Raw genomic sequence first — 23,571 nt, 5'->3', positions numbered from 1 at the left:
CCCACTGTTAGCCACTCAATTTAGAGTGTTGAACGCATAAAAAAGGCGACCCATTGGTCGCCTTTCTTCTATCTATTTCTGACTATTCGAACAGTCCGAAGGTGATGCGATAGAATAGAGAACGCTCCTCATCTGGCTGCTCTGATGTGTCAGTCGCCTCTGTTGCTGGCGTTTCATCGGCACGGACCGGTTGAGCCAGTGAGCTGGTTGGTTGAATCGGCTCCGCCAGTTCTGTCCCTTCACCGAGAAGGCCAAAGCTTGCTGTGTAGATCAGATCATTGCGTGGTGCTTTGAATGAGCGTACTTGGTAGTCAGGGAAGTTGATGGCCAAGACAGTACTCGCATCAGCAGCCAGCTCAGTCAGTCCAAGCTCAGTGTAAGCTTCTGCCATAATCGCCAAGGCATCCGGTGTTGCTGGAGTCTCTTGCAGGTTCTCAACCACGTAACGACCACGGTTTGCGGCTGCTAACCATGCCTGACGTTTCATGTAGTAGAGGGCGACGTGGATTTCGTAGGTGGCTAGACGGTTTTTGAGGTACTGCATACGACGTTGCGCGTCGGCTGCGTACTCGCTGTCTGGGAAGCGGTTGATCAAGGTTGTAAAACTGTCGAAGGAGTCGCGTGCGGCACCTGGATCACGCTGAGCCACATCTATCGGTAGGTATTTAGCAAAGAAAGAGCGCTCCGCTTCAAAGGCGCTTAACCCTTTCATGTAGTAGGCGTAGTCGACGTTGTCGTGATTAGGGTGCAGACGAATGAATCGATCAGCTGCGGCTGCAGCAGAGGTGTTTTGATTCATTCTAAAGTGTGCGTAGATCAACTCTAGCTGTGACTGTTCGGAGTAACGGCCAAATGGGTAGCGCGCTTCAAGAAGCTGTAGTTTCTCAATCGCGAGCTGATTATTGCCCGCATCAATTGCACTTAGCGCCTCTTCATAGAGCTGCTCCTCTGGAACATCGGGCTCTATTTTCTCCCCATTGCTACTACAACCCACCAGTAGGGTGGCAGCGAAAAGAGCGGGAATCAGTCGGTTAAAACGCATGTTGACATCCTAATCTATGCACAGCGGTTCAGCGCTGCGATCTCTATTGAGATATACTATTCAATATTCCTTATTTAAACACAGAGCTTAGCTCACCAAAACACTCTTAGAGCCAGATAGAGCAATAATGTCAGAACATATTCACCTTGAAGCCGTTGTACCCGATGAACTCTACGGTAAACGTCTCGATCAAGCCGTTGCGCAGATCTTTCCCGACTACTCCCGTTCACGCCTGCAGGGGTGGATAAAAGAGGGGGAGTTGACCGTTGATGGCAAAGTACTGCGCACGCGCGACAAGCTGACCGGTGGTGAAAAGATTGTCGTCGACGCTCAAATTGCGGTGATTGAAGAGCATAAGGGTGAAGATATCCCGCTCGATATCGTGTTTGAAGATGAACACATTCTTGTACTGAATAAACCCTCGGGTTTGGTGGTACACCCTGCGTCGGGTCATGCCGAAGGAACGCTGTTGAATGCTCTGTTGCATCACGCCCCAGAAGTGGCTCAGGTGCCGCGGGCCGGCATTGTGCATCGCCTTGACCGTGAAACAACTGGCCTGATGGTTGTGGCTAAGACGATTCAAGCGCAGACGGATCTGGTTGAACAGCTGCAAGAGCGTTCGATGGGTCGCGAGTACGAAGCGGTTGTTCAGGGTGTCATGATTGGTGGTGGTACCGTTGATGAGCCGATGGGCCGTCACAGTAAGAATCGTCTTAAAATGGCCGTGGTGGGTCTGGGTAAAGAGGCGATCACACACTACCGCGTGTTGAAGAAGTTTCGCTCACACACTCACATTCGCCTGAAGCTCGAGACAGGCCGTACGCACCAGATTCGCGTTCACATGGCGCACATTAAATACCCACTGGTCGGCGACCCTTTATATGGCGGTCGCTTCCGTCTGCCGAAGAACTGCAGCGAGCGTATGGTGCAGACCTTGAAAGGGTTTCGTCGCCAAGCGCTGCATGCGAAAAAGTTGGAGCTTTGGCACCCCTTTACCGGTGAGCACTGCAGCTGGGAAATCGATCTTCCCGACGATATGCAGCGCTTGCTGACCGTCCTTGATAAAGATGCGACGAGATACGATTACGAACTATGAACCTAATCTGGGCTGACTGGCCGGCACCGCCGAACATTAAAGCGCTCTGTACGACGCGCCAGGGTGGTGTCAGCTCAGCGCCATTTGATCAGTTTAATTTAGGTGATCACGTTGGGGATGACCCCCAAGCTGTTTTGGATAATCGTCAGTCTCTTCTCAATTCACTCTCTTTGGTAAAACCTGCACAGTGGCTGAAGCAGGTTCACGGTGTTGAAGTGGTTGAGGCGTTCCCAGATCAACAGATTCGTGAAGCGGACGCCTGTTACACAACGGAGCCTGGGGTTGCATGCGTCATCATGACGGCAGACTGCTTGCCCGTTCTGTTTACCGATCGATCAGGTAGCAAAGTGGCGGCTGCGCATGCCGGCTGGCGTGGCCTAGCGGAAGGTGTGCTAGAACAGACGCTTACGCAGTTTGATGATCCGTCTGAGGTCATGGTGTGGATGGGGCCGGCGATTGGTCCTGATGCGTTTGAAGTGGGTCAGGAGGTGTATGACCGTTTCGTCGACGATCTGACCCGGTCGTGTGACGCGTTTAAGCCGAGTCCCTCGCATAGAGAGCGCTGGATGGCTGATATCTACCAGTTAGCTCGATTGCGTCTAATCCGAGCCGGTGTTCGCCAGATCTTTGGCGGCGGTTTATGTACGTACACCGATTCAGAGCGTTTTTTCTCTTACCGTCGCCAAGCTCAAACTGGGCGTATGGCCAGCCTAATTTGGATGGAAGCTAATGAGTAGCTCCGCTCTGGCTAGACTCGGCATTACCCACCCTATTATTCAGGCGCCGATGGCGGGTGTGTCGACACCTGAACTGGCCGCGGCGGTCTCTAATGCGGGGGCGTTGGGCTCTATTGCGGTCGGAGCCGTTAATGCCGATACCGCGCGTCAGTTGATCCAGCGCACGCGGGCTTTGACGGATCAACCGTTCAACGTCAATCTGTTCTGTCATCAGCAGCCTCTGCGTAGTGCTCAGGTCGAGCAAGCCTGGATTGAGCGTCTAACGCCGCATTTTGAGCGTTTCGAAGCGAATCCACCCGCTCAATTGAATGAGATCTACCTAAGCTTTTTAGATGATCCCAACATGTTGGTGGTGCTGTTAGAGGCGCAGCCTGCGGTTGTCAGCTTTCACTTTGGTCTGCCCGAGGCCGCTTGGATTAAGCAGTTACAACACAGGGGTATCCTGACGCTAGCCTGTGTCACCTCGTTGAGCGAAGCGCAGTTAGCGATTGCTGCGGGTGTTGATGCTTTGGTGGCTCAGGGTGTCGAAGCAGGTGGGCATCGCGGTCTCTTCGATCCTCACCAAGATTCAGGTCTAACGACAACGGATCTTGTCACTCAGTTGGCCTCTTTTGTTGAACGGCCGATTATCGCCGCGGGCGGCATTATGACAGGGGCTGATATTGCAGCCGCGTTGCATGCTGGCGCTGCGGCTGTACAGATGGGAACAGCCTTTGTGCTCTGCCCTGAATCTTCGGCCAATGCTGGATATCGAGCCAATCTAAGTCGTGGCGCTGCGGTTAACACCGAGATCACATCAGCCATCTCCGGTCGACCGGCTCGCGGCATTATCAACCGAGCCCATACAGAGATTGATCCTGACAACAGAGCGGATATTCCCGATTACCCTCTTACCTATGATGCGATGAAACAGTTGGCTACAGCCGCTGCTGCACAGGGCGATGAGGGGTATGCCGCACACTGGGCTGGCACGGGTGCTGCGTTGGCGAGATCTATGCCTGCTGCGCAGCTGGTCGAGACACTCGTGTCAGAGCTGCAAGCCTCACTCAACTCATAAAATCCGATAATCAGATTGCCTAATTTTTAGCAGTCGATATATACTGTCTATCCATACAGTATATTTGTCGATTGATTAGGTATTAACGATGGCGATTACGCAGATAGCTGATGCGGTCGATCTTACCGCTGACCATTTAAACATTCCTTTCTATACAGAGAGTGTGCCCGCTGGGTTTCCATCACCGGCTCAGGACTACATTGATAAGACGTTGAGTCTTAATGAGCTCTGCATTAAGCACCCCAATGCCACCTATTTCGTCCGTGTCGATGGTGACTCTATGGACGGTGTGGGTATCTACAAGGGGGATGTCTTGGTGGTTGATCGATCGCTGACCGCTCAGCACGGTGACGTGGTGATTGCCAGTGTCAGCGGTGAGATGACGGTGAAGACGCTGCAGCTACGTCCACGCGTGCGTCTGGTTCCACAGAACCGACGCTACTCGCCCATCGAGTTGAAAGAGGGGAGTGAGCTGCAGGTGTTTGGTGTGGTGGTCAGTGTTGTCAGGGTGTTGAAGTAGTGTCGCAAGTGATCGCGCTGGTCGATTGCAATAACTTCTACGTCTCTTGCGAGCGACTGTTTCGTCCAGATCTGCAGGGCGTGCCGATGGTGGTGCTCTCTAATAACGATGGTTGTGCCGTCGCGCGCAGTGCCGAGGTGAAAGCCCTAGGCGTCAAAATGGGAGTGCCCCGGTTTCAGATTGAAGAGCTCATAGAACAACACGGTATCTGCACCTTTTCGTCGAACTACACACTCTACGGTGATATCTCTGCACGTGTCATGAATACGCTGGAAGCGATCGCCCCGCGAGTGTTCGTCTACTCAATTGACGAAGCTTTTATGGATCTGTCGGGGTTGCAGAAAAACTACTCTCTGTTGGAGTTTGGTCGTTTCACTAAAAGCAAAGTGGAGAGGGAGGTTGGTATACCGGTATGTGTTGGTATATCGACCACCAAAACCTTGGCGAAGTTGGCTAATCAGGGGGCCAAAAAGTACCTCTCTACGGGCGGTGTGGTTGATTTAACCGAGGTCGAACGACAGCGTAAGCTGATGGCGATGACCGAGGTGGGTGATGTCTGGGGTGTTGGGCGTCGTATCAGTAAACGTCTGAAGTCGATGGGCGTTAAAAGTGCATTGGATCTTGCCGATGCTGACCCTAAATGGATACGAAAACACTTCTCTGTCGTGTTGGAACGGACAGTATCTGAGCTCAACGGGGTCTCTTGTATCCCCTTTGACGATTCCCCGCCGGTCAAGAAGCAGATTGTCGTGTCGCGCTCCTTTGGTGAACGCATCACCGAGCTAGCGGAGATGCGTAAAGCGATTGCCGGTTTCATTACTCGTGCTGCAGAGAAGCTGCGTAAAGAGGGGCAGGTGGCTCAGCATCTGCAGGTCTTTTTGCGCACCAGTCCGTTTGCAAAGAGTCAGCCGCAATATGCTAACTCCACCAGTGAACGACTGGTGGAGCCAACGGATGATACGCGACAGTTATTGGCCGCGTCGATGCGTCTGATAGAGCGTATCTGGTTAAGTGGTTATCAGTTTGCCAAAGCGGGCGTGATGTTGAGCGACTTTTACGATCCCAAGCTTCAGCAGCAGACGCTCTTTTGTGCGGAAGGGGACAGTCGCAGTGAAGCGCTGATGACCACTCTGGATCAGATTAACTACAAAACAGGTCGTGTCCAGTTTGCTCGTCGTATTGACCGAAATCCTTGGGATATGAAGCGTGAAATGCTCTCACCGCGCTACACCACCAGTTGGTTAGAGCTACCGCGTGTCAAATAGAGGGGTGTTAAATAGTTAAAATAATGTCGTAAAAGTTTTATTAAAGACCTTGAAATTGTCAGACTTACCCTCACATAAAAGATAGAAACATTCATTGGCCTTGCTTCGGGAGGCCGCTATCAGTGGAGGCTAAGATGCGCCCAGATAAATTTACTTCAAAATTGCAGGAAGCACTGTCAGATGCTCAGTCATTGGCCGTCGGTAAGGATCATAATCAGATTGAACCTATCCACCTGCTCGCCGCGTTGATCGATCAACGTGGTGGATCTATTCGTCCCCTGCTCAAGCAGGCTGGTGCGGAGCTGCCGCAGTTAACCCGTAAAGTGGGTGAGGCGCTTGAGCGACTGCCTGTGGTCAGTTCGCCCGATGGTGATATTCGCCTATCTCAAGATATGGCTCGTCTATTCAATCTAACCGACAAACTCGCACAGCAGCGCGGCGATCAGTTCGTGGCGAGTGAACTCGTCATACTGGCTATGCTGAGTGATAAAGGCGATGCAGGGAAAGTCCTACAGGCTGCGGGTCTTACACAAGAGAAATTGGTTGAAGCGATTAATGCGGTAAGGGGAGGCGAGGTGGTGATGGATCCTAATGTAGAAGAGAGCCGTCAAGCTCTGGATAAATACTGTGTTGATTTAACGGAACGTGCTGAGAGCGGCAAGCTTGATCCGGTGATTGGGCGCGATGATGAGATTCGTCGCACCATTCAAGTGCTCCAGCGTCGCACGAAAAACAACCCTGTACTGATTGGTGAGCCGGGCGTGGGTAAAACCGCCATCGTTGAAGGTCTGGCGCAACGCATCATCAACGGCGAAGTGCCAGAGGGGCTGAAACATAAGCGAGTGTTGTCGCTCGATATGGGATCTTTGATAGCCGGTGCAAAATTCCGCGGTGAATTTGAGGAGCGATTAAAAGCGGTCCTTAATGAGCTCTCTAAGCAGGAGGGACAAATCATTCTGTTTATCGATGAGCTTCACACTATGGTCGGTGCCGGTAAGGGCGACGGTGCGATGGATGCCGGCAACATGCTGAAGCCCGCATTAGCACGCGGTGAGCTGCACTGTGTTGGGGCAACCACTCTCGATGAGTATCGTCAGTATGTAGAGAAAGACGCAGCGCTTGAGCGTCGCTTCCAGAAGGTGATTGTTGATGAACCGAGTGAAGAGGATACGATTGCGATTCTACGTGGTCTTAAAGAGCGCTACGAAGTACACCACGGCGTCGACATTACCGACTCCGCAATCATCGCGTCTGCAAAACTGAGTCAGCGCTACATCACCGATCGTCAGTTGCCTGATAAAGCGATCGATCTGATCGATGAGGCCGCATCCCGTATCCGCATGGAGATGGACTCCAAACCGGAAGAGATGGACCGTCTGGAGCGTCGCTTGATTCAGTTGAAGATGGAACGCGAAGCGCTGAAAAAAGAGAAGGATTCAGCGGCTAAAAAACGCTTAGAAGAGCTCGAAGAGACCATTCGTGATCTAGAGAAAGAGTACTCGGATCTAGAAGAGATCTGGAAGGCGGATAAAGCGGTACTGCAGGGTTCTCAGCAGATTAAAGAGCAGTTAGACCAGGCGCGTATTGAGATGGAGCAAGCGCGTCGTGCAGGCGATCTGGCGAAAATGTCAGAGATCCAGTACGGCAAGATCCCAGAGCTAGAGGCGCAGTTGCAAGCGGCCGATAGCGAAGATGAAGCCGAGGCTCAAACGGAACTGTTGCGCAATAAAGTCACCGAAGAGGAGGTGGCTGAAGTGGTCTCACGCTGGACCGGTATTCCAGTCAATAAAATGCTCGAGGGCGAGCGTGACAAACTGCTGCGCATGGAGCAAGAGCTGCACAAACGAGTCGTCGGTCAGGGTGAGGCCGTTGAAGCCGTCTCTAATGCGGTACGCCGCTCAAGAGCGGGCCTGGCTGATCCCAACCGTCCGAACGGCAGCTTCCTATTTTTGGGCCCTACTGGGGTTGGTAAAACTGAGCTCTGTAAAGCGCTAGCCAGCTATCTGTTTGATACTGAAGAGGCGATGGTGCGCATCGATATGTCAGAGTTCATGGAGAAACACTCGGTTGCTCGATTGATTGGTGCACCCCCAGGCTATGTAGGTTATGAAGAGGGCGGTTATCTAACCGAAGCGGTTCGTCGCAAGCCCTATTCAGTTCTACTGTTGGACGAGGTCGAAAAGGCGCATCCCGATGTCTTTAACATCCTATTGCAGGTGTTAGAGGATGGTCGTTTGACTGATGGCCAGGGGCGTACCGTTGATTTCCGCAATACCATTGTAGTGATGACCTCTAACTTAGGCTCAGATCTGATCGCGGGTTACAGCGATGATCAGGATTATGAGCAGATGAAAGGCGCGGTCATGGAGGTGGTGGGTACCCACTTTAGACCGGAAGTGATCAACCGAATCGACGAAGTCGTCGTGTTCCACAGCTTGCGCAAAGAGCAGGTAGCAGGCATTGCAACCATTCAGTTGGAGCGTCTGCGTAAACGCCTTGCTGAGCATGAGCTGGGACTCACGTTGACATCAACGGCAATGGATAAGCTGGTTGAGGTCGGATTTGAGCCGATTTATGGTGCAAGGCCGCTCAAACGTGCGATTCAGCAGTGGATCGAAAACCCATTGGCGCAGCGTCTATTGGCTGGTGACTTCATGCCTGGAGCTGAAATTGCGGTCGATGTGGCGGACGGTGAATTTACCTTCCGCTAGTGTGACTACAGTGCTAATTAGGGGTCTGGCCTTCAGTCAGACCCCATTATTGTGAAAGCGCTGTTTAAACCGCTATTATTGCGCGTCTACTAAACTTTGAGGCACTCCCTTGCTTAGCTATCAACACGGCTTTCACGCCGGAAACTTTGCTGATGTTCACAAACATCTCATCCTTCAGCTTCTACTGAACGCGCTCAACAAAAAGACGAAACCTTGGAGTTATCTAGAGACGCACTCAGGTCGTGGGCTGTATGACCTATCGTCAGAGCAGGCGCAGAAGACCGGTGAGTTTCGTGATGGTGTCGCCAAACTTTGGGGACAAAAACAGCCGGAAGCTGTGCAGCAATACCTGTCAGCCATTGCTGAAGTGTCTCAATCCGATCAGCTTCTTTACTACCCTGGATCACCGACACTGACGGCCCTAAATGCGCGTGAGCTGGATCAGATTCACCTAATGGAACTGCACCCACAAGAGGTTAAAGAGTTAAAGCGCAATATGCGCCCGTTTGCCAATGTTGGGGTGCACCACCGAGATGGCTATGAAGGAGTCTTATCACTACTCCCCCCTAAACCTAATCGAGGACTTCTATTGATCGATCCCGCTTATGAGGTGAAAGAGGAGTATCAACAGGTGGCGAGATTTGTCGGGGAGGCAATGCAGCGCTGGTCCAATGGCCAAATTGCTGTCTGGTATCCACTGCTGGCTGCCAATCGTCATGAGAATATGCTGAAAGCGATGGCTAGACAGCTACCGGAAGTTGGAGTGTTGGATTCTCAGTTTATCGTGGCAGAGCCCAAAGAACGAGGTATGTACGGATCTGGAATGTTACTGATCAATCCCCCTTGGCAATTCGATCAGCAGTTGGAAGATCTGTTACCGGGTGTGTTGGCTCAGCTCAGCGCAGAAGCGCCAAAGTCGACGCTTCGTTGGCTGAAACAGGCGCCTTAAGGCGTCAATTTAAAGAAGAGGTGGACTAGTAAAGAGCCTGCTCATCTTTTACCACCTCAATCAGCAACTCAATGAATAGCTCATCGGCCTCACTGCGCTCTAAACCAATGTGAACGCTGGTGGTGTCATTGAGCTCATCAGCGATTAACTGAACCGCATTCTCTTGGCTCATGTGCTTGCGCGCAATCTCTTTGGCTGTAGAGCAAATCTCCGGCTCCATCAGTACCTTTCGAGTAAAGCGAACCAGCTCTTCAATAACGCGATCTTTCTGTTTTACATCGGAAATCGAAACCATTGTTTTTCTCCCTATGACCTTCTTGAACTATAACTCGCACAGTGAAGTCGCGCTAGCGGGAGGGCGAATTTTTGTGAAATTGTCGAAATCGTTGAAAAGTTGTTCTTTTTTTAGACAATTTAGCCGCCACGACGGTTGAAGTTAGTCCGCTGCAGTGCGAAAATTTAAAGCTTACTGTTATATGTAAATAACCCCGCGTATAGCAGGCATTAAAAGGCTTACTAAGCATTACCCAGCTCAGGTCTAACGCTGCTGATAGAGAGATCCTTGTTTCAGTAGTATCGAGTGCTTTTTGTGTTAGCGCACACCCGTATTGATGACGTTTTGGCGGACAATCCCGCTGGCGCTGCACCCACTCATTCATGAATCAGACAAAGACAGAGTGTTGAATAGACAACACAATATTGAGGGTAAAAAGGTGGAACTACTTTCAGGTGCGGAAATGGTCGTACGCGCGCTTCGTGATGAAGGCGTTAAGTACATCTACGGCTATCCTGGTGGCGCATTGCTTCACGTTTACGATGCGATCTTCCAACAGGATGAGGTTGAGCACATTCTTGTTCGTCACGAACAGGCGGCAACTCACATGGCGGATGCCTACGCTCGTGCAACTAATAAAGCAGGTGTTGCGCTAGTAACATCGGGCCCAGGTGCTACGAATGCGGTCACTGGCATCGCTACGGCTTACATGGACTCGATTCCAATGGTCGTGATTACAGGTCAGGTTATGAGCTACCTGATCGGTGAGGACGCGTTCCAAGAGACGGATATGCTAGGTATCTCGCGTCCGATTGTTAAACACAGCTTCAGTGTTCAGCGTCCAGAGGATATTCCTTCGATCATCAAGAAGGCATTCCACATTGCGCAGAGCGGTCGTCCGGGTCCAGTGGTTGTAGATATCCCTAAAGATATGACGACGCCAACTGAGCGTTACCCATACGACTACCCAGCAAACGTGAAAATGCGCTCTTACGGCCCTATCAGCCGTGGCCACAGCGGTCAGATTAAGAAAGCCGTTGATATGTTGCTAGCGGCTAAGCGTCCTGTGATCTACACCGGTGGTGGTGTCATCATGGGTGACGCAAGCGAAGAGCTGGTTAAACTGGCTCAAGAGCTTAACTACCCAGTGACTAATACCCTAATGGGTCTTGGCGGCTACCCAGGTACTGATCGTCAGTCATTGGGTATGCTGGGTATGCACGGCAGTTACGAAGCCAACATGGCAATGCACCACTCAGACTTTATTCTTGCGGTGGGTGCGCGTTTCGATGATCGTGTTACCAACGGCACGGATAAGTTCTGTCCTACAGCGCGAATTGCACACATCGATATTGATCCTGCGTCGATCTCTAAAACGATTGATGTGGATGTGCCGATTGTGGGTCCTGCTAAGGCGGTTCTTAAAGAGATGCTTGAGTTGGTGGCTGAAGCGAAGACTCAGCCAGATGCTGAAGCGATCGCAAGCTGGTGGAAACAGATCGATGAGTGGCGTCAACGCCACGGTGGCCGTTACGAACTAGGCGACAAGATGAAGCCTCAGCAGGTTGTCGAGATGCTCTCTAAAGTGACTAATGGTGATGCGTTCGTCTGTTCTGATGTTGGTCAACATCAGATGTTTGCTGCCCAGTACTACAAGTTCAATAAGCCAAACCGTTGGATTAACTCGGGTGGCCTAGGGACTATGGGCTTTGGTCTGCCGGCTGCCATGGGGGTTAAGTTGAACTTCCCTGAAGCTGACGTTGCCTGTGTTACCGGTGAAGGCTCTATTCAGATGAATATCCAAGAGCTATCGACCTGTAAACAGTACGATCTGCCAGTGAAGATCATCAATCTAAACAACCAGTCGTTAGGTATGGTTCGCCAGTGGCAAGATATGAACTATGAGTCACGTCACTCTCAGTCTTACATGCAGTCACTTCCTGATTTCATCAAGCTAGTTGAGTCCTACGGTCACGTTGGTATGAAGGTGGAACGTTACGAAGATCTAGAAGGTGCAATGCGTGAAGCGTTCGCAATGAAAGATCGTCTAGTCTTCATGGACATCTATGTTGATCCGTTTGAGCACGTCTACCCAATGCAGGTTCCACGTGGCTCTATGCGTGATATGTGGTTGAACAAAACGGAGAGGACTTAAACGATGCGTCATATCATTTCAGTTCTCTTAGAGAACGAACCCGGTGCACTGTCACGTGTTGTTGGTCTATTCTCACAGCGAAACTACAACATTGAATCGCTCACGGTAGCTCCAACTGAAGATCCAACACTGTCGCGTTTGACAGTAACAACCATCGGTAATGACCGTGTTGTAGAGCAGATCACTAAGCAGTTGAACAAGCTAATCGATGTCGTGAAGGTTGTTGATCTATCGGAAGGCGACCACATCGAACGCGAAGTTATGATGATTAAGCTGAAAGCTAACGGTCAGATGCGTGCAGAGATTAAGCGTACCGCGGACATCTTCCGTGGTCACATCATCGATGTTACGCCGAATACTTACACCGTTCAGTTGATTGGTGATTCAGCTAAGCTGGATGCCTTCATTGCAGCCTTAGGTACCGCATCGATCCTTGAGGTGGTCCGTTCGGGCGTATCAGGCATTGCCCGCGGCGAGAAAGTACTGAGCGTTTAACGCATTTCATACTTCGAAAATCCCAGCGTTTGCTGGGATTTTTTTTGTCTAAAAATAGACTTGTTTGCCTCTCTGTTTAGGGATAAGGTTGACTGATCGGTCCAGATTTCTGACGGCCCATTTAACTTCGATCAATAAGTAAGGAACACCAATAATGAAACGTGTAGTTTTGAAAACACTCGCTCTTTCAGTTGCGGTAGCTTCAGCATCGGCTCAAGCGGCAGATCTGAATCCAGCTGTTGTTTTTGATATGGGTGGTAAGTTCGATAAATCGTTTAACCAGTCTGTTTACAACGGTATGGAGCGATTTAAAGAGGAGAGCGGTGTTAACTACCGTGAATTCGAGGTGACTAATGCTTCACAGCGTGAACAGGCGATCCGTCGTTTTGCGCAACGCGGCGCTAACCCAATCATCAGCGTTGGTTTTGCCCAAGCTGCAGCCGTTGATAAAGTGGCCGGTGAGTTCCCAGATGCACGCATCACTCTGATCGATATGGTGGTTGATAAGCCAAACGTTCAGTCAGTCGTCTTCAATGAACACGAAGGATCGTTCCTTGTCGGTATGCTTGCGGCAATGAAATCAGAAACAGGGACCGTCAGCTTTGTCGGCGGCATGGATATCCCACTGATTCGTAAGTTTGAGTGTGGTTATGCTCAAGGTGCTCAGTACGTTAACAAAGATATCAACGTGATTCGTAACATGACCGGTACGACGCCTAGCGCTTGGAATGACCCAGCGAAAGGTGCCGAGCTGGCTGTCAGTCAGTTCGACCGTGGTTCTGATGTTGTATATGCAGCAGCGGGTGGTACGGGCGTTGGTGTCTACCAAGCTGCGGCTGACTCTGGCAAATACGCAATTGGTGTCGACTCTAACCAGAACTACCTACAGCCAGGTACGATGCTAACCTCCATGGTTAAGCGTGTTGATGTGGCGGCATATAACTCGCTTAAAGCGATGCAAGATGGTACTTGGCAGGCAGGTTTCCAGGCGCTTGGCCTAGCGCAAGGTGGTGTCGATTGGGCGCTTGATGAGCACAACGAAGCGCTGATCACCGCTGAAATGAAATCGGCCGTTGAAGCTGCGAAAAAAGCGATCATCGCCGGTGAAATCAAAGTTCACGACTACATGAGCGACAACAGCTGTCCAGCACTCGACTAAGATAGAGGTCTAACCGAGTGGTGACACAACCTATACAGGATCCCAATCGGGATCCTGTTTCTTATTCAATTCAGTTAGCGAAGATCAATAAACACTTCGGTGCAGTCAAAGCCAATGTCGACGTTGATCTGAATGTCGTTAAAGGTGAGATACACGCCATCGTTGGTGAAAACGGTGCCGGAAAGTCGACACTGATGAGTATCCTCTATGGGTTTTACGAGGCCGATAGCGGTTCTATCTATGTGGATGGCAAAGTGGTGAGTATCACTGACTCTAAACGCGCTATCGAGCTAGGGATTGGGATGGTCCATCAACACTTCATGTTGGTGGATAATTTCACGGTACTTGAGAATATCGTGTTGGGCGCTGAAGGTGGCTGGTCCTTAACTCATTCACTCGCTAAAGCACGTAAAAAACTGCAAGAGATCTCAGATCGTTATGGGCTGAATGTCGATCTGGATGCGGTGGTTTCACATCTACCAGTCGGTTTGCAGCAGCGTGTGGAGATTCTCAAAGCGCTCTATCGCGACGCTAAAATACTGATTCTTGACGAACCTACTGGTGTTTTAACCCCTCAAGAGGTGGATCAACTCTTTGCGATTTTAAAGATACTGAAATCACAGGGCGTCAGCGTTCTACTGATTACCCATAAGCTGCAAGAGGTGATTGCGATCAGTGATCAGGTCTCTGTTATGCGAGCGGGGGCGATGGTGGCGACCGTTAACACGGCGGAGACCAGTCGTGAAGCGCTCGCTGAGCTTATGGTCGGTCGCAAGGTTCTGTTACGGGTTGATAAACAACAAGCTAATCCGGGCGCAGCGCTGCTTAAAGTAGATTCGCTAACCTGGCGTGATGACGCCAATGTGCCTCGTTTGGACGATGTCTCGTTCACGGTGAGTGCAGGTGAAATTGTTGGTGTTGCAGGGGTGTCTGGTAATGGCCAGACCGAGCTTCTAGGTCTGTTGTCGGGCATGCTCGATGTGCAGCAGGGGCGGATTAATATTGAAGGGATCTGCATTGATGCTCAGCATCAAATGACACCTAAACAGATTCGTCACCTCGGCGTCGGACATGTGGCAGAGGATCGGCACCGTGATGGCATGGTGGGTGCGTTTAGCGCAGAAGAGACGGCCATCATGGGCTTTCAAGATGAGCCAGAGTTTAATGGCTCGATTCTGCAAAATCGCTCCGCCATCACTGAGCACTGTCAGGAGTTAATGAGCACCTTTGATGTTCGCCCAGTGGATCCCAATCTCAAATCGGCCAGTTTCTCTGGTGGTAATCAACAGAAGCTCTGTATTGCACGTGAGATGAACGCCGCACCTAAGGTGCTACTGGTGGGGCAACCAACACGTGGCGTCGATATCGGCGCGATCGAGTTTATTCATCAGCAGATTGTTGCGCTGCGTGATCAGGGGAGTGCAGTGTTAGTCGTCTCTGTAGAGTTAGAGGAGATCCTGTCGTTGTGCGATCGAGTGTTGGTGATGTCAGAAGGGCGCATCGTGGGTAATGTGTTGGCCTCAGAAACCGATGCGCGCTCGTTAGGGTTGATGATGTCCAGTTCAAGAAGTGGTGATCAAATGGCTCAGCAGGGGGTTCAATCATGAGTCGTCGTGCAAAGCTCCCTGCCTGGGCAGACATTGGGCTAATTCCGTTAATCAATGTCTTGTTGGCGTTTTTGTCAGCCGGTGTTGTGGTTGCTCTGATTGGTGAAAGCCCACTAGAGGCGGTGCAAGTGCTTATTCGTGGCGCCTTTGGATACGATGAAGGGGTTGGCTATACGCTCTACTACACGACCAATTTTATCTTTACCGGTTTGGCGGTGGCGGTCGCATTTCATGCGGGGCTATTCAATATCGGTGGGGAGGGGCAAGCGTATATAGGTGGTTTAGGTGTGGGGCTCATCTGTCTCGCCTTAGATCATCTTTTGCCATGGTGGGCTTTGCTACCTCTGGCAATTATTGCTGGGTCGTTATTTGGCGCTGCTTGGGCGTTTATACCCGGCTATTTGCAAGCTTATCGTGGTAGTCACGTGGTGATTACCACCATTATGTTCAACTTCATAGCGTCTGCATTGATGGTCTATCTATTGGTGAATGTGTTGATTCAGCCGGGTTCCATGTCACCAGAGACACGAGCGATTGCTCCCGAATCGACGCTGCCGCTGATGCATGAGTTCTTTGCGTTTCTCGGAATCAAGATTACTCAGACGCCGCTTAACCTATCCCTTTTTGTTGCCCTGTTGGCTTGTCTGTTGGTCTGGGTGCTTATATGGAAAACCCGTTGGGGCTATGCCATTCGCATGATCGGTTTCAATGAGTCAGCTGCGGTCTATAGCGGAATCAATCCAAAACGAATGGTCGTCATTGCGATGATGATTTCAGGCTCTTTGGCCGGATTGGTCGCAATCAACGAGGTGATGGGGGCTCAAGAGCGTGTCGGATTAGACTTTGTATCAGGTGCTGGGTTTACTGGCATCGCTGTCGCCTTGATGGGGCGCAATCATCCCCTGGGGATTATTATCGCTAGCCTGTTGTTTGGTGCGCTATTCCAGGGTGGGGCAGAGTTGGCGTTTGAGTTTTCAACCATCACACGTGACCTCGTTGTGGTGATTCAAGGCTTGGTCATTCTGTTCTGTGGTGCTCTAGCCTACATGATGCGTGGACCGCTGGAACGACTCTTTGCAGTGGTTTCCCGCTCAAGTCAGGAGGAGCGATAATGGAGTTTTCTGTTCAGTTGATCTCTGCGTTAGATTCCACACTTCGTCTGGCGGCACCGTTAATTTTATGTGCCATGGCGGGTCTCTTTTCAGAGCGCTCGGGCATTGTAGATATCGGCTTAGAGGGTAAGATGCTAGCGGGTGCCTTTGCGGCGGCGGCAATGACCGCTGTAACGGGTTCGGTATGGTTAGGCTTGCTCGCGGCGATATTGGTCTCAATCATGATGGCGCTACTGCACGGTTTTGCCTGTATCACCCACAGAGGTGATCAGGTGGTCAGTGGTTTGGCTATCAATATATTAGCAGCCGGTTTGACCGTTGTGTTGGGCATCGCCTGGTTCCGTCGCGGTGGGCAGACACCTTCTCTAACTTCAGAAGAGCGCTTTGGCCCTCTAACCTGGCCGTTGAGTGAGTGGCTGTCGGATGTTCCGCTACTAGGGCCCATCTATACAGAGCTACTCAGTGGACACAATCTATTGGTCTATGTCGCTTTGATGGCAGTACCGCTGACCGCTTGGATTGTTTTTAAAACTCGTTTTGGATTACGGCTTCGTGCAGTCGGTGAGAATCCACAAGCGGTTGATACCGCAGGGATTTCAGTCACTTGGTTGCGTTATCGTGCTGTCATTATGGCTGGTCTGCTCTGTGGTTTGGCGGGTGCTTACCTCTCTATCGCATTGGGTGCAGGATTCATTAAAGATATGTCGGCCGGTAAGGGTTACATCGCCTTAGCCGCACTTATTTTTGGTAAATGGCGTCCATTCCCCGCGCTCTTTGCATGTCTTCTGTTTGGCTTCTTAGAGGCAGTTGCAACCCGCATGCAGGGGGTTCAACTGCCAGTTGTTGGCGAAATCGATGTGCAGTTGATGCAGGCACTTCCATACATTCTCACCGTTATTCTATTGGCGGGTTTCATTGGTCGGGCGATCGCACCTAAAGCGATTGGCACCCCTTACAGTAAAGATCGAGCATAACAATGGCACAGCACAAGATTATTTTAGACACAGACCCTGGTATCGATGATGCGATGGCGATTTTTACCGCGATGGCACACCCAGATATTGACCTATTGGGCCTTACAACCACCTTTGGTAATGTCTCTGTTGATCAGGCTACTCAGAATGCCCTTACGCTGGTTGAAATGGCCGGCTCTGAAACGCCGGTTGCGCAGGGAGTTGCAACCCCGATGATCAAACCTCTAGCGGATTTTCCTGACTTTGTTCATGGAGTCGATGGCTTTGGTAATCTCCATTTAGCGTCCCCTAAGCGGACTGCACTCTCTCAATCGGCGGCTGAATTCATTGTCGATCAAGCCAACCAGACCCCAGGTGAGATCGTTATTGTAGCGATTGGTCCTCTCGGTAACTTAGCTCAAGCGCTGCAGCTGGACCCTGAATTACCTAGCAAGATTAAGCAGGTTGTGATTATGGGTGGCGTGATTGCGAGTGATGGGAATGTCTCTCCGGTAGCTGAGGCTAACATTCTCTCTGATCCGCACGCTGCCGATAAAGTGATGGCTGCGGCTTGGCCGTTGGTCATGGTAGGGCTCGATGTAACCCATCAGATTATGTTGCCTCGATCACTGTTTGATCGTATTGCTACAGAGAACGCCAAGGTGGGTTCATTTATGCAGAGTGCGGCCAAATTCTATATCGACTTTTACTCTAGCGTACGGAATATTGATGGCTGTTATTCGCATGACGTTTCGGCCCTCGCTTATGTTGTTCATCCTGAGTTATTTGAAACGGTTTCAGGCCCAATCTGTGTTGCGACCGAGGGTGTTGCTATGGGTCAAACCATCATGAGTCGATATGGCATACCCTATATGCTGGATTATTGGAAAGATCGTCCTGATCAGATGGCCTGCATGGGTGTTGATGATGCTGGCGTGGTCGATTTTTTCGAAACAGCAATGACAAACAGTTACTGGAGCTAGTGGTATGTCGAATTTTTTGGAAGCGGTCGATTATCAATCGGAAGGTGCTAGTGAGGCGTTTGTTAAATCACTGCATGAGACCGGCTTTGGCGTCCTAAAAAATCACCCTATTGCCGAAGCGCAGGTTCGAGCCATTTATGACCATTGGCAGGCCTTTTTTAATAGCGATCGCAAATCTGACTTTGACTATAACGTCGGTACTCAGGATGGTTTTTTCTCCAGCAAAATTTCTGAAGTGGCGAAAGATCATACAGTTAAAGACATCAAAGAGTACTTTCACTACTACCCCTGGGGGCAGTGTCCCGAGGATTTGCGGGAAGAACTGCAGGCTTACTATTCTCAAACCAGTTCATTAGCTTCTGAGTTGCTGGGTTGGGTCGAAGCGTTTAGTCCTGAAGAGGTAAGAGCAGGCTACCGTGAGCCACTACCCAACATGATCAACGGCAGTGAGCAGACGCTGCTCCGTGTGCTTCACTACCCTCCCTTTGATGGTAATGAAGAACCGGGTGCCATCCGCGCGGCTGCACACGGTGACATAAACTTGCTTACCATTTTGCCCGCAGCCAGTGAGCCAGGTTTGCAGGTTCTCAGCAAAACAGGTGAGTGGCTTGATGTACCGGCTGAGTTTGGAAATTTGATCGTCAACATAGGCGATATGCTGCAAGAGGCGTCTGCAGGTTACTTCCCGTCGACTATACACCGAGTGATCAATCCTGTCGGTGGTGCAACCAAAAAATCGCGTATCTCACTGCCGCTATTTCTTCATCCGAGGCCAGATGTGGTTCTGTCAGACCGATACACGGCTGATAGCTATTTAAAAGAGCGCCTCAAAGAGTTGGGCGTCATTTGATCCTAAGCCCGGCATTGGTCGGGTTTTTTTAGCGCAAAAATATCTGGAATATTCTGCGCATGATAGGATAAAAGGGTTATTAATAATAAGGCGATGCAATGAGCGCTTATCTATCGACCCTAGAGTCGATCTACCTCCCTGCAGTGGTTATATTTTCTCTATTAGTTGGCAGTTTTCTGAATGTTGTGATCCATCGCCTGCCGATCATGATGATGAGTAGCTGGCGCCGTGAAGCCGCTGAATTCTTGGATCAACAGGAGATAAGCGATGATCAACCCATCTCCTTGTCTAAGCCACGCTCACGCTGCCCTCAGTGCGGACATACAATACGTTGGTATGAAAATATCCCAATCCTCTCCTATTTGTTGATTTTGAAAGGGCGCTGTTCGGGGTGTGCCCGTTCGATATCAATGCGTTACCCATTGATCGAAGGGTTGACGGCTTTAGTGGGTCTCTCCGTTGCGCTCTATTTTGGCTTTACTCTTCAAATGGTGATCATGCAGTTCGTCAGTTATTCACTGATTGTTTTAATCTTTATCGATGCTGATCATCAACTGTTGCCCGATCAGATTACTTTGCCCCTTCTTTGGGCGGGTCTACTGGTTAATCTGGTGTTTGGCTGGGTCCCGTTGGACTCTGCTGTGATTGGAGTGATGCTTGGTTATGTGGTTCTTTGGTTGGTGTTCTGGCTGTTTAAGTGGGTGACAGGTAAAGAGGGTATGGGCTACGGCGACTTTAAGTTGCTGGCGGCTCTTGGGGCTTGGGGCGGCTATGCCATCCTTCCAGGCATTATTCTGATCTCATCCGTTGCGGGTGTTATCTATGCACTTATGAGCGCGTTGTTTGGTCGTCAGGATCTCACTAAACCCATGCCGTTTGGCCCATTTTTAGCCTTAGCTGGATGGCTGATGTTGATTTGGGGTGATCAAATTAATCAATGGTATCTGTCGCTTCTTCTATAGATTCGTTAGACTTGCAGCATATTTTTTAAGGGCTTAAACATGACTGACCACATTGACCCAGAGACGTCTGACGCGACCAGTGAAGAGAGCGTAAAGCGACCTCGTGGTATCTATTTGTTACCAAACCTATTTACGACGGGAGCACTGTTCTCAGGTTTTTATGCTGTCATTTCGGGCATGAACGGTCATTTCACTGCAGCGGCAGTCGCCATTTTTGTTGCTATGATTTTTGATGGTTTAGATGGTCGTGTGGCTCGAATGACAAACACACAATCTAAGTTTGGCGCTGAATACGATTCGCTGTCAGATATGGTCTCTTTCGGGGTGGCTCCCGCTCTGGTCAGTTTTACTTGGGTGTTACACAGCTTGGGTAAGTTTGGCTGGGTGGCTGCCTTTATCTACTGCGCCTGTGCTGCACTCCGTTTGGCTCGATTCAATACTCAGATTGGCTCTTTGGATAAGCGTTACTTTATGGGTCTCCCTAGCCCAGCAGCAGCGGCAACTATTGCCGGATTGATCTGGTTTATGTCCGAAAAAGGGATAGACCCAGCCCCATTTGCTTGGTTGATCGCTCTCTATGTGGCACTCATTGGTCTCTCTATGGTGAGTAATGTGCTCTACAACAGCGGGAAAGAGATCAACTTAAAAGGTAAGATCACCTTTGTGAAAATGATTGTGATCGTATTGGTTGTCGCCTTTCTAGCAACAGATCCTGATCTCTACCTGTGGCTTATTTTTCTTGCTTACACTGTTTCTGGCCCTATTCAATGGCTGCTTAGAAGTAGAAAACGGCAAGCAGATTAAAACATCATTAGAAAACCACCTTCGGGTGGTTTTTTTATTTGTAAGGCATTTGTCAGCTTAGCGACTAATATTAGAGATATAGCGATAGGAGATTAATTATGTTGATCGGTAAGCCTTCCAAAATTCTAAGCAGCGAAATCACATCGGAATCGGTCTATTTATCCAGAAGATCTCTGTTAAAAGGATTAGGTGTCGTCGCAGGTGCTGCATCGATGCCTAGCTTTGCGCTGACACAACCTAAGCGTTCCAATTTGCCTCTCTATCCCGGTCCTGACTGGTTAAGGCCGAAGCTCGAAAGCGCAAAGACAACGTGGAGCGTAGATGAGGAGTTGACGCCTTACGATTCGGTCATTACCTACAACAATTTCTACGAGTTCGGCCTCAATAAAGAGGATCCGTATGAGAGAGCTCAGAATTTTAAGACAGACCCATGGCAGGTCGAGATATTGGGTGAGGTAGAGCGCCCGGGTATCTATAACCTAGAGGATCTTCTTGCAAAAGTGGACATAGAGGAGAGGATCTACCGCTTTCGATGCGTAGAGGCTTGGTCGATGGTCATTCCTTGGCTTGGTTTCTCTCTGGCTTCACTGATAAAGCAATTGAATCCGACTTCAAACGCTAAATACGTTGAGTTTGTCACGCTTGAAGACCCGGAGCAGATGCCGGGTCAGCGTTCACTCTTCAGTACCATCGATTGGCCATACAGAGAAGGGTTAAGAATAGATGAGGCGATGCATCCACTGACAATTCTGGCAGTTGGTGTTTATGGGCAAGCGATGCCTCCACAGAACGGTGCGCCTTTGAGATTGGTTGTGCCTTGGAAATATGGTTTTAAGAGTATTAAGTCGATTGTCCAGATTCGATTCAGAGAGACCATGCCACAAAACACTTGGCGCTTAACGGCCTCCCAGGAGTATGGCTTTTATGCCAACGTTAATCCGAATGTAGACCACCCTAGATGGTCGCAAGCGACAGAGAGAAGGCTGCCGTCCTCACTGTTTAATCCTAGAATCATAGAGACTCAAATGTTTAACGGCTATGAAGAGGTGGCACCTCTCTATTCTGGGATGGATCTCTCTAAATGGTATTAACGAATAGAGATTTAAATAGACGATTCATTTGGATAGTACTTTTTACGTCGATGGCCATGCCATTGATATGGCTGGTCTACTTGGCATATAGCAATCAGTTGGGAGCTGATCCAGCGAAAGAGCTCGTTGATGAATTAGGGCAGTGGGCAATTCGGTTTTTGATCCTGACACTCTGTGCATCAACCTTCAGTAGGCGTTTGGATATAAAGTTTTTGCTGCAGAACCGGAGAATGGTGGGGCTGTATGCACTCTTTTACGCAGTGCTCCATCTTTTGGCAGTCTCGACTTTTATTCTTGGCTGGCGTGTTGATCTGCTGATTAGAGAGTTAACGGACAGACCCTATATTATGTTGGGTATGGCTGGGCTTTTGTTGCTCATCCCTTTGGGAATTACATCCACAAAAGGGTGGCAGAAACAATTGGGTCGTAAATGGACAACGCTTCATAAATTGATCTACCCAGCTTCTCTACTAGCGCTGTTACACCTAGTACTACTCATAAGGGCTAGCATTTTAGAGGCGATGATCTATGCGCTTTTAATATCTTTACTTTTGATAGAGCGATTGTTTAGAAAAAGAAAGCCTAAAAAAGCGAGAGTGAACTAACACATAAATCTCAGACGTAATCTATATTGAATGTGATGAATCAATAAAAACAAACTCAAAGTTCAGCTTTGAAAGGAGTGTAACAATGATTCTGCAGCATCTTTCGGGTGTGTTCTATCACCCAATAAAAGAGTGGAAGTCAATTGATAAAGACTCTTCACTAACACTAAACAGCGTCATTATTCAGCTGGTATTACTGGCACTTATACCACCTATATCTCTATTCATAGGAACTACCCAGGTGGGTTGGAGTGTCTCCTACGGTGAATATCACCTCTTGGCAAGTGAATCCGCCTTTGGAGCCGCGGTAGCATTTTACATTGCTATATTAGGCGTCATTACCGGGTTAACCTACAGCATCCGATGGATGGAGAAAACCTACGGTGCCAACGCGGGTGTTGATGAGTGTGCGCGCCTAGCGTTATACACTGCAACGCCGATGTTGCTTGCCGGACTCATTGGTCTCTACCCAATGCTATGGCTCTGCGTCAGTGTCGGAATGCTAGCGGTAGTGTTTAGTGTCTATTTGCTCTACACGGGTGTACCCGTGATAATGCATATTGAAGAGGAGAGAGCTTTTATGTTCTCAACATCAATATTGACGGTTGGACTGGTAGCGCTTGTCACAATCATGGCTGCAAGCGTCATTCTGTGGAGCACAGTCGTTCCGCTGACCATATTAAGTTAAATTTATTTCCTACAAGGGTTGACGCTCTGTTTAACCTAAGTATAATTCGCGCTCTCGATTACGGGGTCATACCTGATTACAGGTTGATCAGTAGCCGAGAGGTGCGAATTAACTGTTTGTTTTTTAAGCAAATGTTTGAAAGTTTCTGACGCATAAGACAGTTTTTAAATTTTCAAAAAATATTAAAAACATGTTGACATGCACTAGAGTGATCATTAATATACGCACCTCGCTTGAGACGAGTGCTCAAGCAGCCACCAAGAGATCGGTGGCACGCTCTTTAACAATTAATCAGGTAATGCGTGTGGGCGCTTGTTGAGGTTGAGCATAAAAGCTTAACAAGACAAGCAACCTATATGTGAATTCATTTAGCGTAATGTTTTTCTTGAGCAAGATTTAGATGGTCATTTATGACTGTCGAACTTTTTAACTGAAGAGTTTGATCATGGCTCAGAT

General features: G+C 49.6%; 22 protein-coding genes. 20 read left to right on the top strand and 2 right to left on the bottom strand.

Features of this window, described 5'->3' with window-relative positions; genetic code table 11:
- Window positions 1-82: 82 nt before the first annotated feature.
- Window positions 83-1,042 carry an outer membrane protein assembly factor BamD gene (locus XMA127_RS07945; RefSeq protein ID WP_173499104.1) on the bottom strand — a complete coding sequence of 320 codons (960 nt, stop codon included), beginning with the start codon at window positions 1,040-1,042 and terminating at the stop codon, window positions 83-85.
- A gap of 127 nt (window positions 1,043-1,169) precedes the next feature.
- Between XMA127_RS07945 and rluD the strand changes: the two genes are divergently transcribed.
- The 7 genes from rluD to XMA127_RS07910 all read left to right on the top strand — a co-directional run bounded on the left by rluD (window position 1,170) and on the right by XMA127_RS07910 (window position 9,377).
- Window positions 1,170-2,138, top strand: coding sequence for a 23S rRNA pseudouridine(1911/1915/1917) synthase RluD (gene rluD, locus XMA127_RS07940; protein ID WP_173499103.1), 969 nt, complete (start codon window positions 1,170-1,172; stop codon window positions 2,136-2,138).
- Complete coding sequence (gene pgeF / locus XMA127_RS07935; RefSeq protein ID WP_173499102.1) at window positions 2,135-2,875, top strand: peptidoglycan editing factor PgeF; 741 nt, start codon at window positions 2,135-2,137, stop codon at window positions 2,873-2,875. Before rluD ends, pgeF begins: the two co-directional genes overlap by 4 nt.
- A complete protein-coding gene (locus tag XMA127_RS07930) occupies window positions 2,868-3,932 on the top strand; it encodes a nitronate monooxygenase family protein (RefSeq protein WP_173499101.1) in 1,065 nt (354 codons plus the stop codon). The genes pgeF and XMA127_RS07930 overlap by 8 nt, the downstream gene beginning before the upstream one ends.
- An 88-nt stretch (window positions 3,933-4,020) precedes the next feature.
- Window positions 4,021-4,452: a translesion error-prone DNA polymerase V autoproteolytic subunit gene (umuD, locus tag XMA127_RS07925; RefSeq protein ID WP_173499100.1), complete on the top strand. Its 432-nt coding sequence runs from the start codon at window positions 4,021-4,023 to the stop codon at window positions 4,450-4,452.
- Window positions 4,452-5,717, top strand: a complete 1,266-nt coding sequence (umuC, locus tag XMA127_RS07920) for a translesion error-prone DNA polymerase V subunit UmuC (RefSeq protein WP_371731521.1) — start codon at window positions 4,452-4,454, stop codon at window positions 5,715-5,717. Before umuD ends, umuC begins: the two co-directional genes overlap by 1 nt.
- A gap of 134 nt (window positions 5,718-5,851) precedes the next feature.
- Window positions 5,852-8,428 (top strand): ATP-dependent chaperone ClpB, encoded by a 2,577-nt coding sequence (gene clpB / locus XMA127_RS07915; protein WP_173499099.1) that lies wholly within the window; start codon window positions 5,852-5,854, stop codon window positions 8,426-8,428.
- A 109-nt stretch (window positions 8,429-8,537) separates the two neighbouring features.
- On the top strand, window positions 8,538-9,377 hold the full coding sequence (locus tag XMA127_RS07910; RefSeq protein WP_173499098.1) for a 23S rRNA (adenine(2030)-N(6))-methyltransferase RlmJ: 840 nt from the start codon (window positions 8,538-8,540) through the stop codon (window positions 9,375-9,377).
- 25 nt (window positions 9,378-9,402) lie between these two features.
- Here the strand turns inward: XMA127_RS07910 and XMA127_RS07905 are convergent, their stop codons facing one another.
- Window positions 9,403-9,672, bottom strand: coding sequence for a hypothetical protein (locus XMA127_RS07905; RefSeq protein ID WP_173499097.1), 270 nt, complete (start codon window positions 9,670-9,672; stop codon window positions 9,403-9,405).
- 418 nt (window positions 9,673-10,090) lie between these two features.
- On the opposite strand from XMA127_RS07905, the gene XMA127_RS07900 reads away from it, so the two are divergent.
- From XMA127_RS07900 to XMA127_RS07840, 13 genes are all read left to right on the top strand, one after another.
- Window positions 10,091-11,806, top strand: a complete 1,716-nt coding sequence (locus XMA127_RS07900) for an acetolactate synthase 3 large subunit (protein ID WP_173499096.1) — start codon at window positions 10,091-10,093, stop codon at window positions 11,804-11,806.
- Between the two features lie 3 nt (window positions 11,807-11,809).
- Window positions 11,810-12,301, top strand: a complete 492-nt coding sequence (gene ilvN, locus XMA127_RS07895) for an acetolactate synthase small subunit (protein ID WP_173482278.1) — start codon at window positions 11,810-11,812, stop codon at window positions 12,299-12,301.
- A 154-nt stretch (window positions 12,302-12,455) separates the two neighbouring features.
- A complete protein-coding gene (locus XMA127_RS07890; protein ID WP_173482279.1) occupies window positions 12,456-13,460 on the top strand; it encodes a BMP family protein in 1,005 nt (334 codons plus the stop codon).
- A gap of 20 nt (window positions 13,461-13,480) precedes the next feature.
- Entirely contained in the window at window positions 13,481-15,067 is a 1,587-nt protein-coding gene (locus tag XMA127_RS07885; RefSeq protein WP_371731520.1) for an ABC transporter ATP-binding protein, read from the top strand.
- Window positions 15,064-16,179 (top strand): ABC transporter permease, encoded by a 1,116-nt coding sequence (locus XMA127_RS07880; RefSeq protein ID WP_173499095.1) that lies wholly within the window; start codon window positions 15,064-15,066, stop codon window positions 16,177-16,179. Before XMA127_RS07885 ends, XMA127_RS07880 begins: the two co-directional genes overlap by 4 nt.
- Complete coding sequence (locus tag XMA127_RS07875; protein ID WP_173499094.1) at window positions 16,179-17,153, top strand: ABC transporter permease; 975 nt, start codon at window positions 16,179-16,181, stop codon at window positions 17,151-17,153. Before XMA127_RS07880 ends, XMA127_RS07875 begins: the two co-directional genes overlap by 1 nt.
- 2 nt (window positions 17,154-17,155) lie before the next feature.
- Window positions 17,156-18,115, top strand: a complete 960-nt coding sequence (locus XMA127_RS07870; protein WP_173499093.1) for a nucleoside hydrolase — start codon at window positions 17,156-17,158, stop codon at window positions 18,113-18,115.
- A 4-nt stretch (window positions 18,116-18,119) separates the two neighbouring features.
- A complete protein-coding gene (locus XMA127_RS07865) occupies window positions 18,120-18,965 on the top strand; it encodes an isopenicillin N synthase family oxygenase (protein WP_173499092.1) in 846 nt (281 codons plus the stop codon).
- Between the two features lie 98 nt (window positions 18,966-19,063).
- The gene (locus XMA127_RS07860) at window positions 19,064-19,927 is read left to right on the top strand and encodes an A24 family peptidase (RefSeq protein WP_173499091.1); all 864 of its coding nucleotides are present in this window, start codon (window positions 19,064-19,066) and stop codon (window positions 19,925-19,927) included.
- Between the two features lie 39 nt (window positions 19,928-19,966).
- Complete coding sequence (pssA, locus tag XMA127_RS07855; RefSeq protein WP_173499090.1) at window positions 19,967-20,731, top strand: CDP-diacylglycerol--serine O-phosphatidyltransferase; 765 nt, start codon at window positions 19,967-19,969, stop codon at window positions 20,729-20,731.
- Window positions 20,732-20,829: 98 nt separating this feature from the next.
- Window positions 20,830-21,822 (top strand): protein-methionine-sulfoxide reductase catalytic subunit MsrP, encoded by a 993-nt coding sequence (gene msrP / locus XMA127_RS07850; RefSeq protein WP_173499089.1) that lies wholly within the window; start codon window positions 20,830-20,832, stop codon window positions 21,820-21,822.
- Window positions 21,813-22,427, top strand: a complete 615-nt coding sequence (locus XMA127_RS07845) for a sulfite oxidase heme-binding subunit YedZ (RefSeq protein ID WP_173499088.1) — start codon at window positions 21,813-21,815, stop codon at window positions 22,425-22,427. The genes msrP and XMA127_RS07845 overlap by 10 nt, the downstream gene beginning before the upstream one ends.
- An 85-nt stretch (window positions 22,428-22,512) precedes the next feature.
- Entirely contained in the window at window positions 22,513-23,115 is a 603-nt protein-coding gene (locus XMA127_RS07840) for a Yip1 family protein (protein ID WP_173499087.1), read from the top strand.
- Window positions 23,116-23,571 lie beyond the last annotated feature (456 nt).

The organism is Marinobacterium sp. xm-a-127 (assembly GCF_013283425.1).
Classification (GTDB): Bacteria; Pseudomonadota; Gammaproteobacteria; order Pseudomonadales; family Balneatricaceae; genus Marinobacterium_E.
This window is presented reverse-complemented; position numbering and strand designations above follow the sequence as displayed.

Coding starts and splice junctions, on each gene's coding strand:
- XMA127_RS07875 (WP_173499094.1), top strand. CDS start 16,179: ATGGAGTTTTCTGTTCAGTTGATCTCTGCGTTAGATTCCACACTTCGT.
- pssA (WP_173499090.1), top strand. CDS start 19,967: ATGACTGACCACATTGACCCAGAGACGTCTGACGCGACCAGTGAAGAG.
- XMA127_RS07870 (WP_173499093.1), top strand. CDS start 17,156: ATGGCACAGCACAAGATTATTTTAGACACAGACCCTGGTATCGATGAT.
- clpB (WP_173499099.1), top strand. CDS start 5,852: ATGCGCCCAGATAAATTTACTTCAAAATTGCAGGAAGCACTGTCAGAT.
- rluD (WP_173499103.1), top strand. CDS start 1,170: ATGTCAGAACATATTCACCTTGAAGCCGTTGTACCCGATGAACTCTAC.
- XMA127_RS07865 (WP_173499092.1), top strand. CDS start 18,120: ATGTCGAATTTTTTGGAAGCGGTCGATTATCAATCGGAAGGTGCTAGT.
- XMA127_RS07930 (WP_173499101.1), top strand. CDS start 2,868: ATGAGTAGCTCCGCTCTGGCTAGACTCGGCATTACCCACCCTATTATT.
- XMA127_RS07890 (WP_173482279.1), top strand. CDS start 12,456: ATGAAACGTGTAGTTTTGAAAACACTCGCTCTTTCAGTTGCGGTAGCT.
- XMA127_RS07840 (WP_173499087.1), top strand. CDS start 22,513: ATGATTCTGCAGCATCTTTCGGGTGTGTTCTATCACCCAATAAAAGAG.
- ilvN (WP_173482278.1), top strand. CDS start 11,810: ATGCGTCATATCATTTCAGTTCTCTTAGAGAACGAACCCGGTGCACTG.
- XMA127_RS07880 (WP_173499095.1), top strand. CDS start 15,064: ATGAGTCGTCGTGCAAAGCTCCCTGCCTGGGCAGACATTGGGCTAATT.
- pgeF (WP_173499102.1), top strand. CDS start 2,135: ATGAACCTAATCTGGGCTGACTGGCCGGCACCGCCGAACATTAAAGCG.
- XMA127_RS07845 (WP_173499088.1), top strand. CDS start 21,813: ATGGTATTAACGAATAGAGATTTAAATAGACGATTCATTTGGATAGTA.
- umuD (WP_173499100.1), top strand. CDS start 4,021: ATGGCGATTACGCAGATAGCTGATGCGGTCGATCTTACCGCTGACCAT.
- XMA127_RS07860 (WP_173499091.1), top strand. CDS start 19,064: ATGAGCGCTTATCTATCGACCCTAGAGTCGATCTACCTCCCTGCAGTG.
- msrP (WP_173499089.1), top strand. CDS start 20,830: ATGTTGATCGGTAAGCCTTCCAAAATTCTAAGCAGCGAAATCACATCG.
- XMA127_RS07905 (WP_173499097.1), bottom strand. CDS start 9,672: ATGGTTTCGATTTCCGATGTAAAACAGAAAGATCGCGTTATTGAAGAG.
- XMA127_RS07945 (WP_173499104.1), bottom strand. CDS start 1,042: ATGCGTTTTAACCGACTGATTCCCGCTCTTTTCGCTGCCACCCTACTG.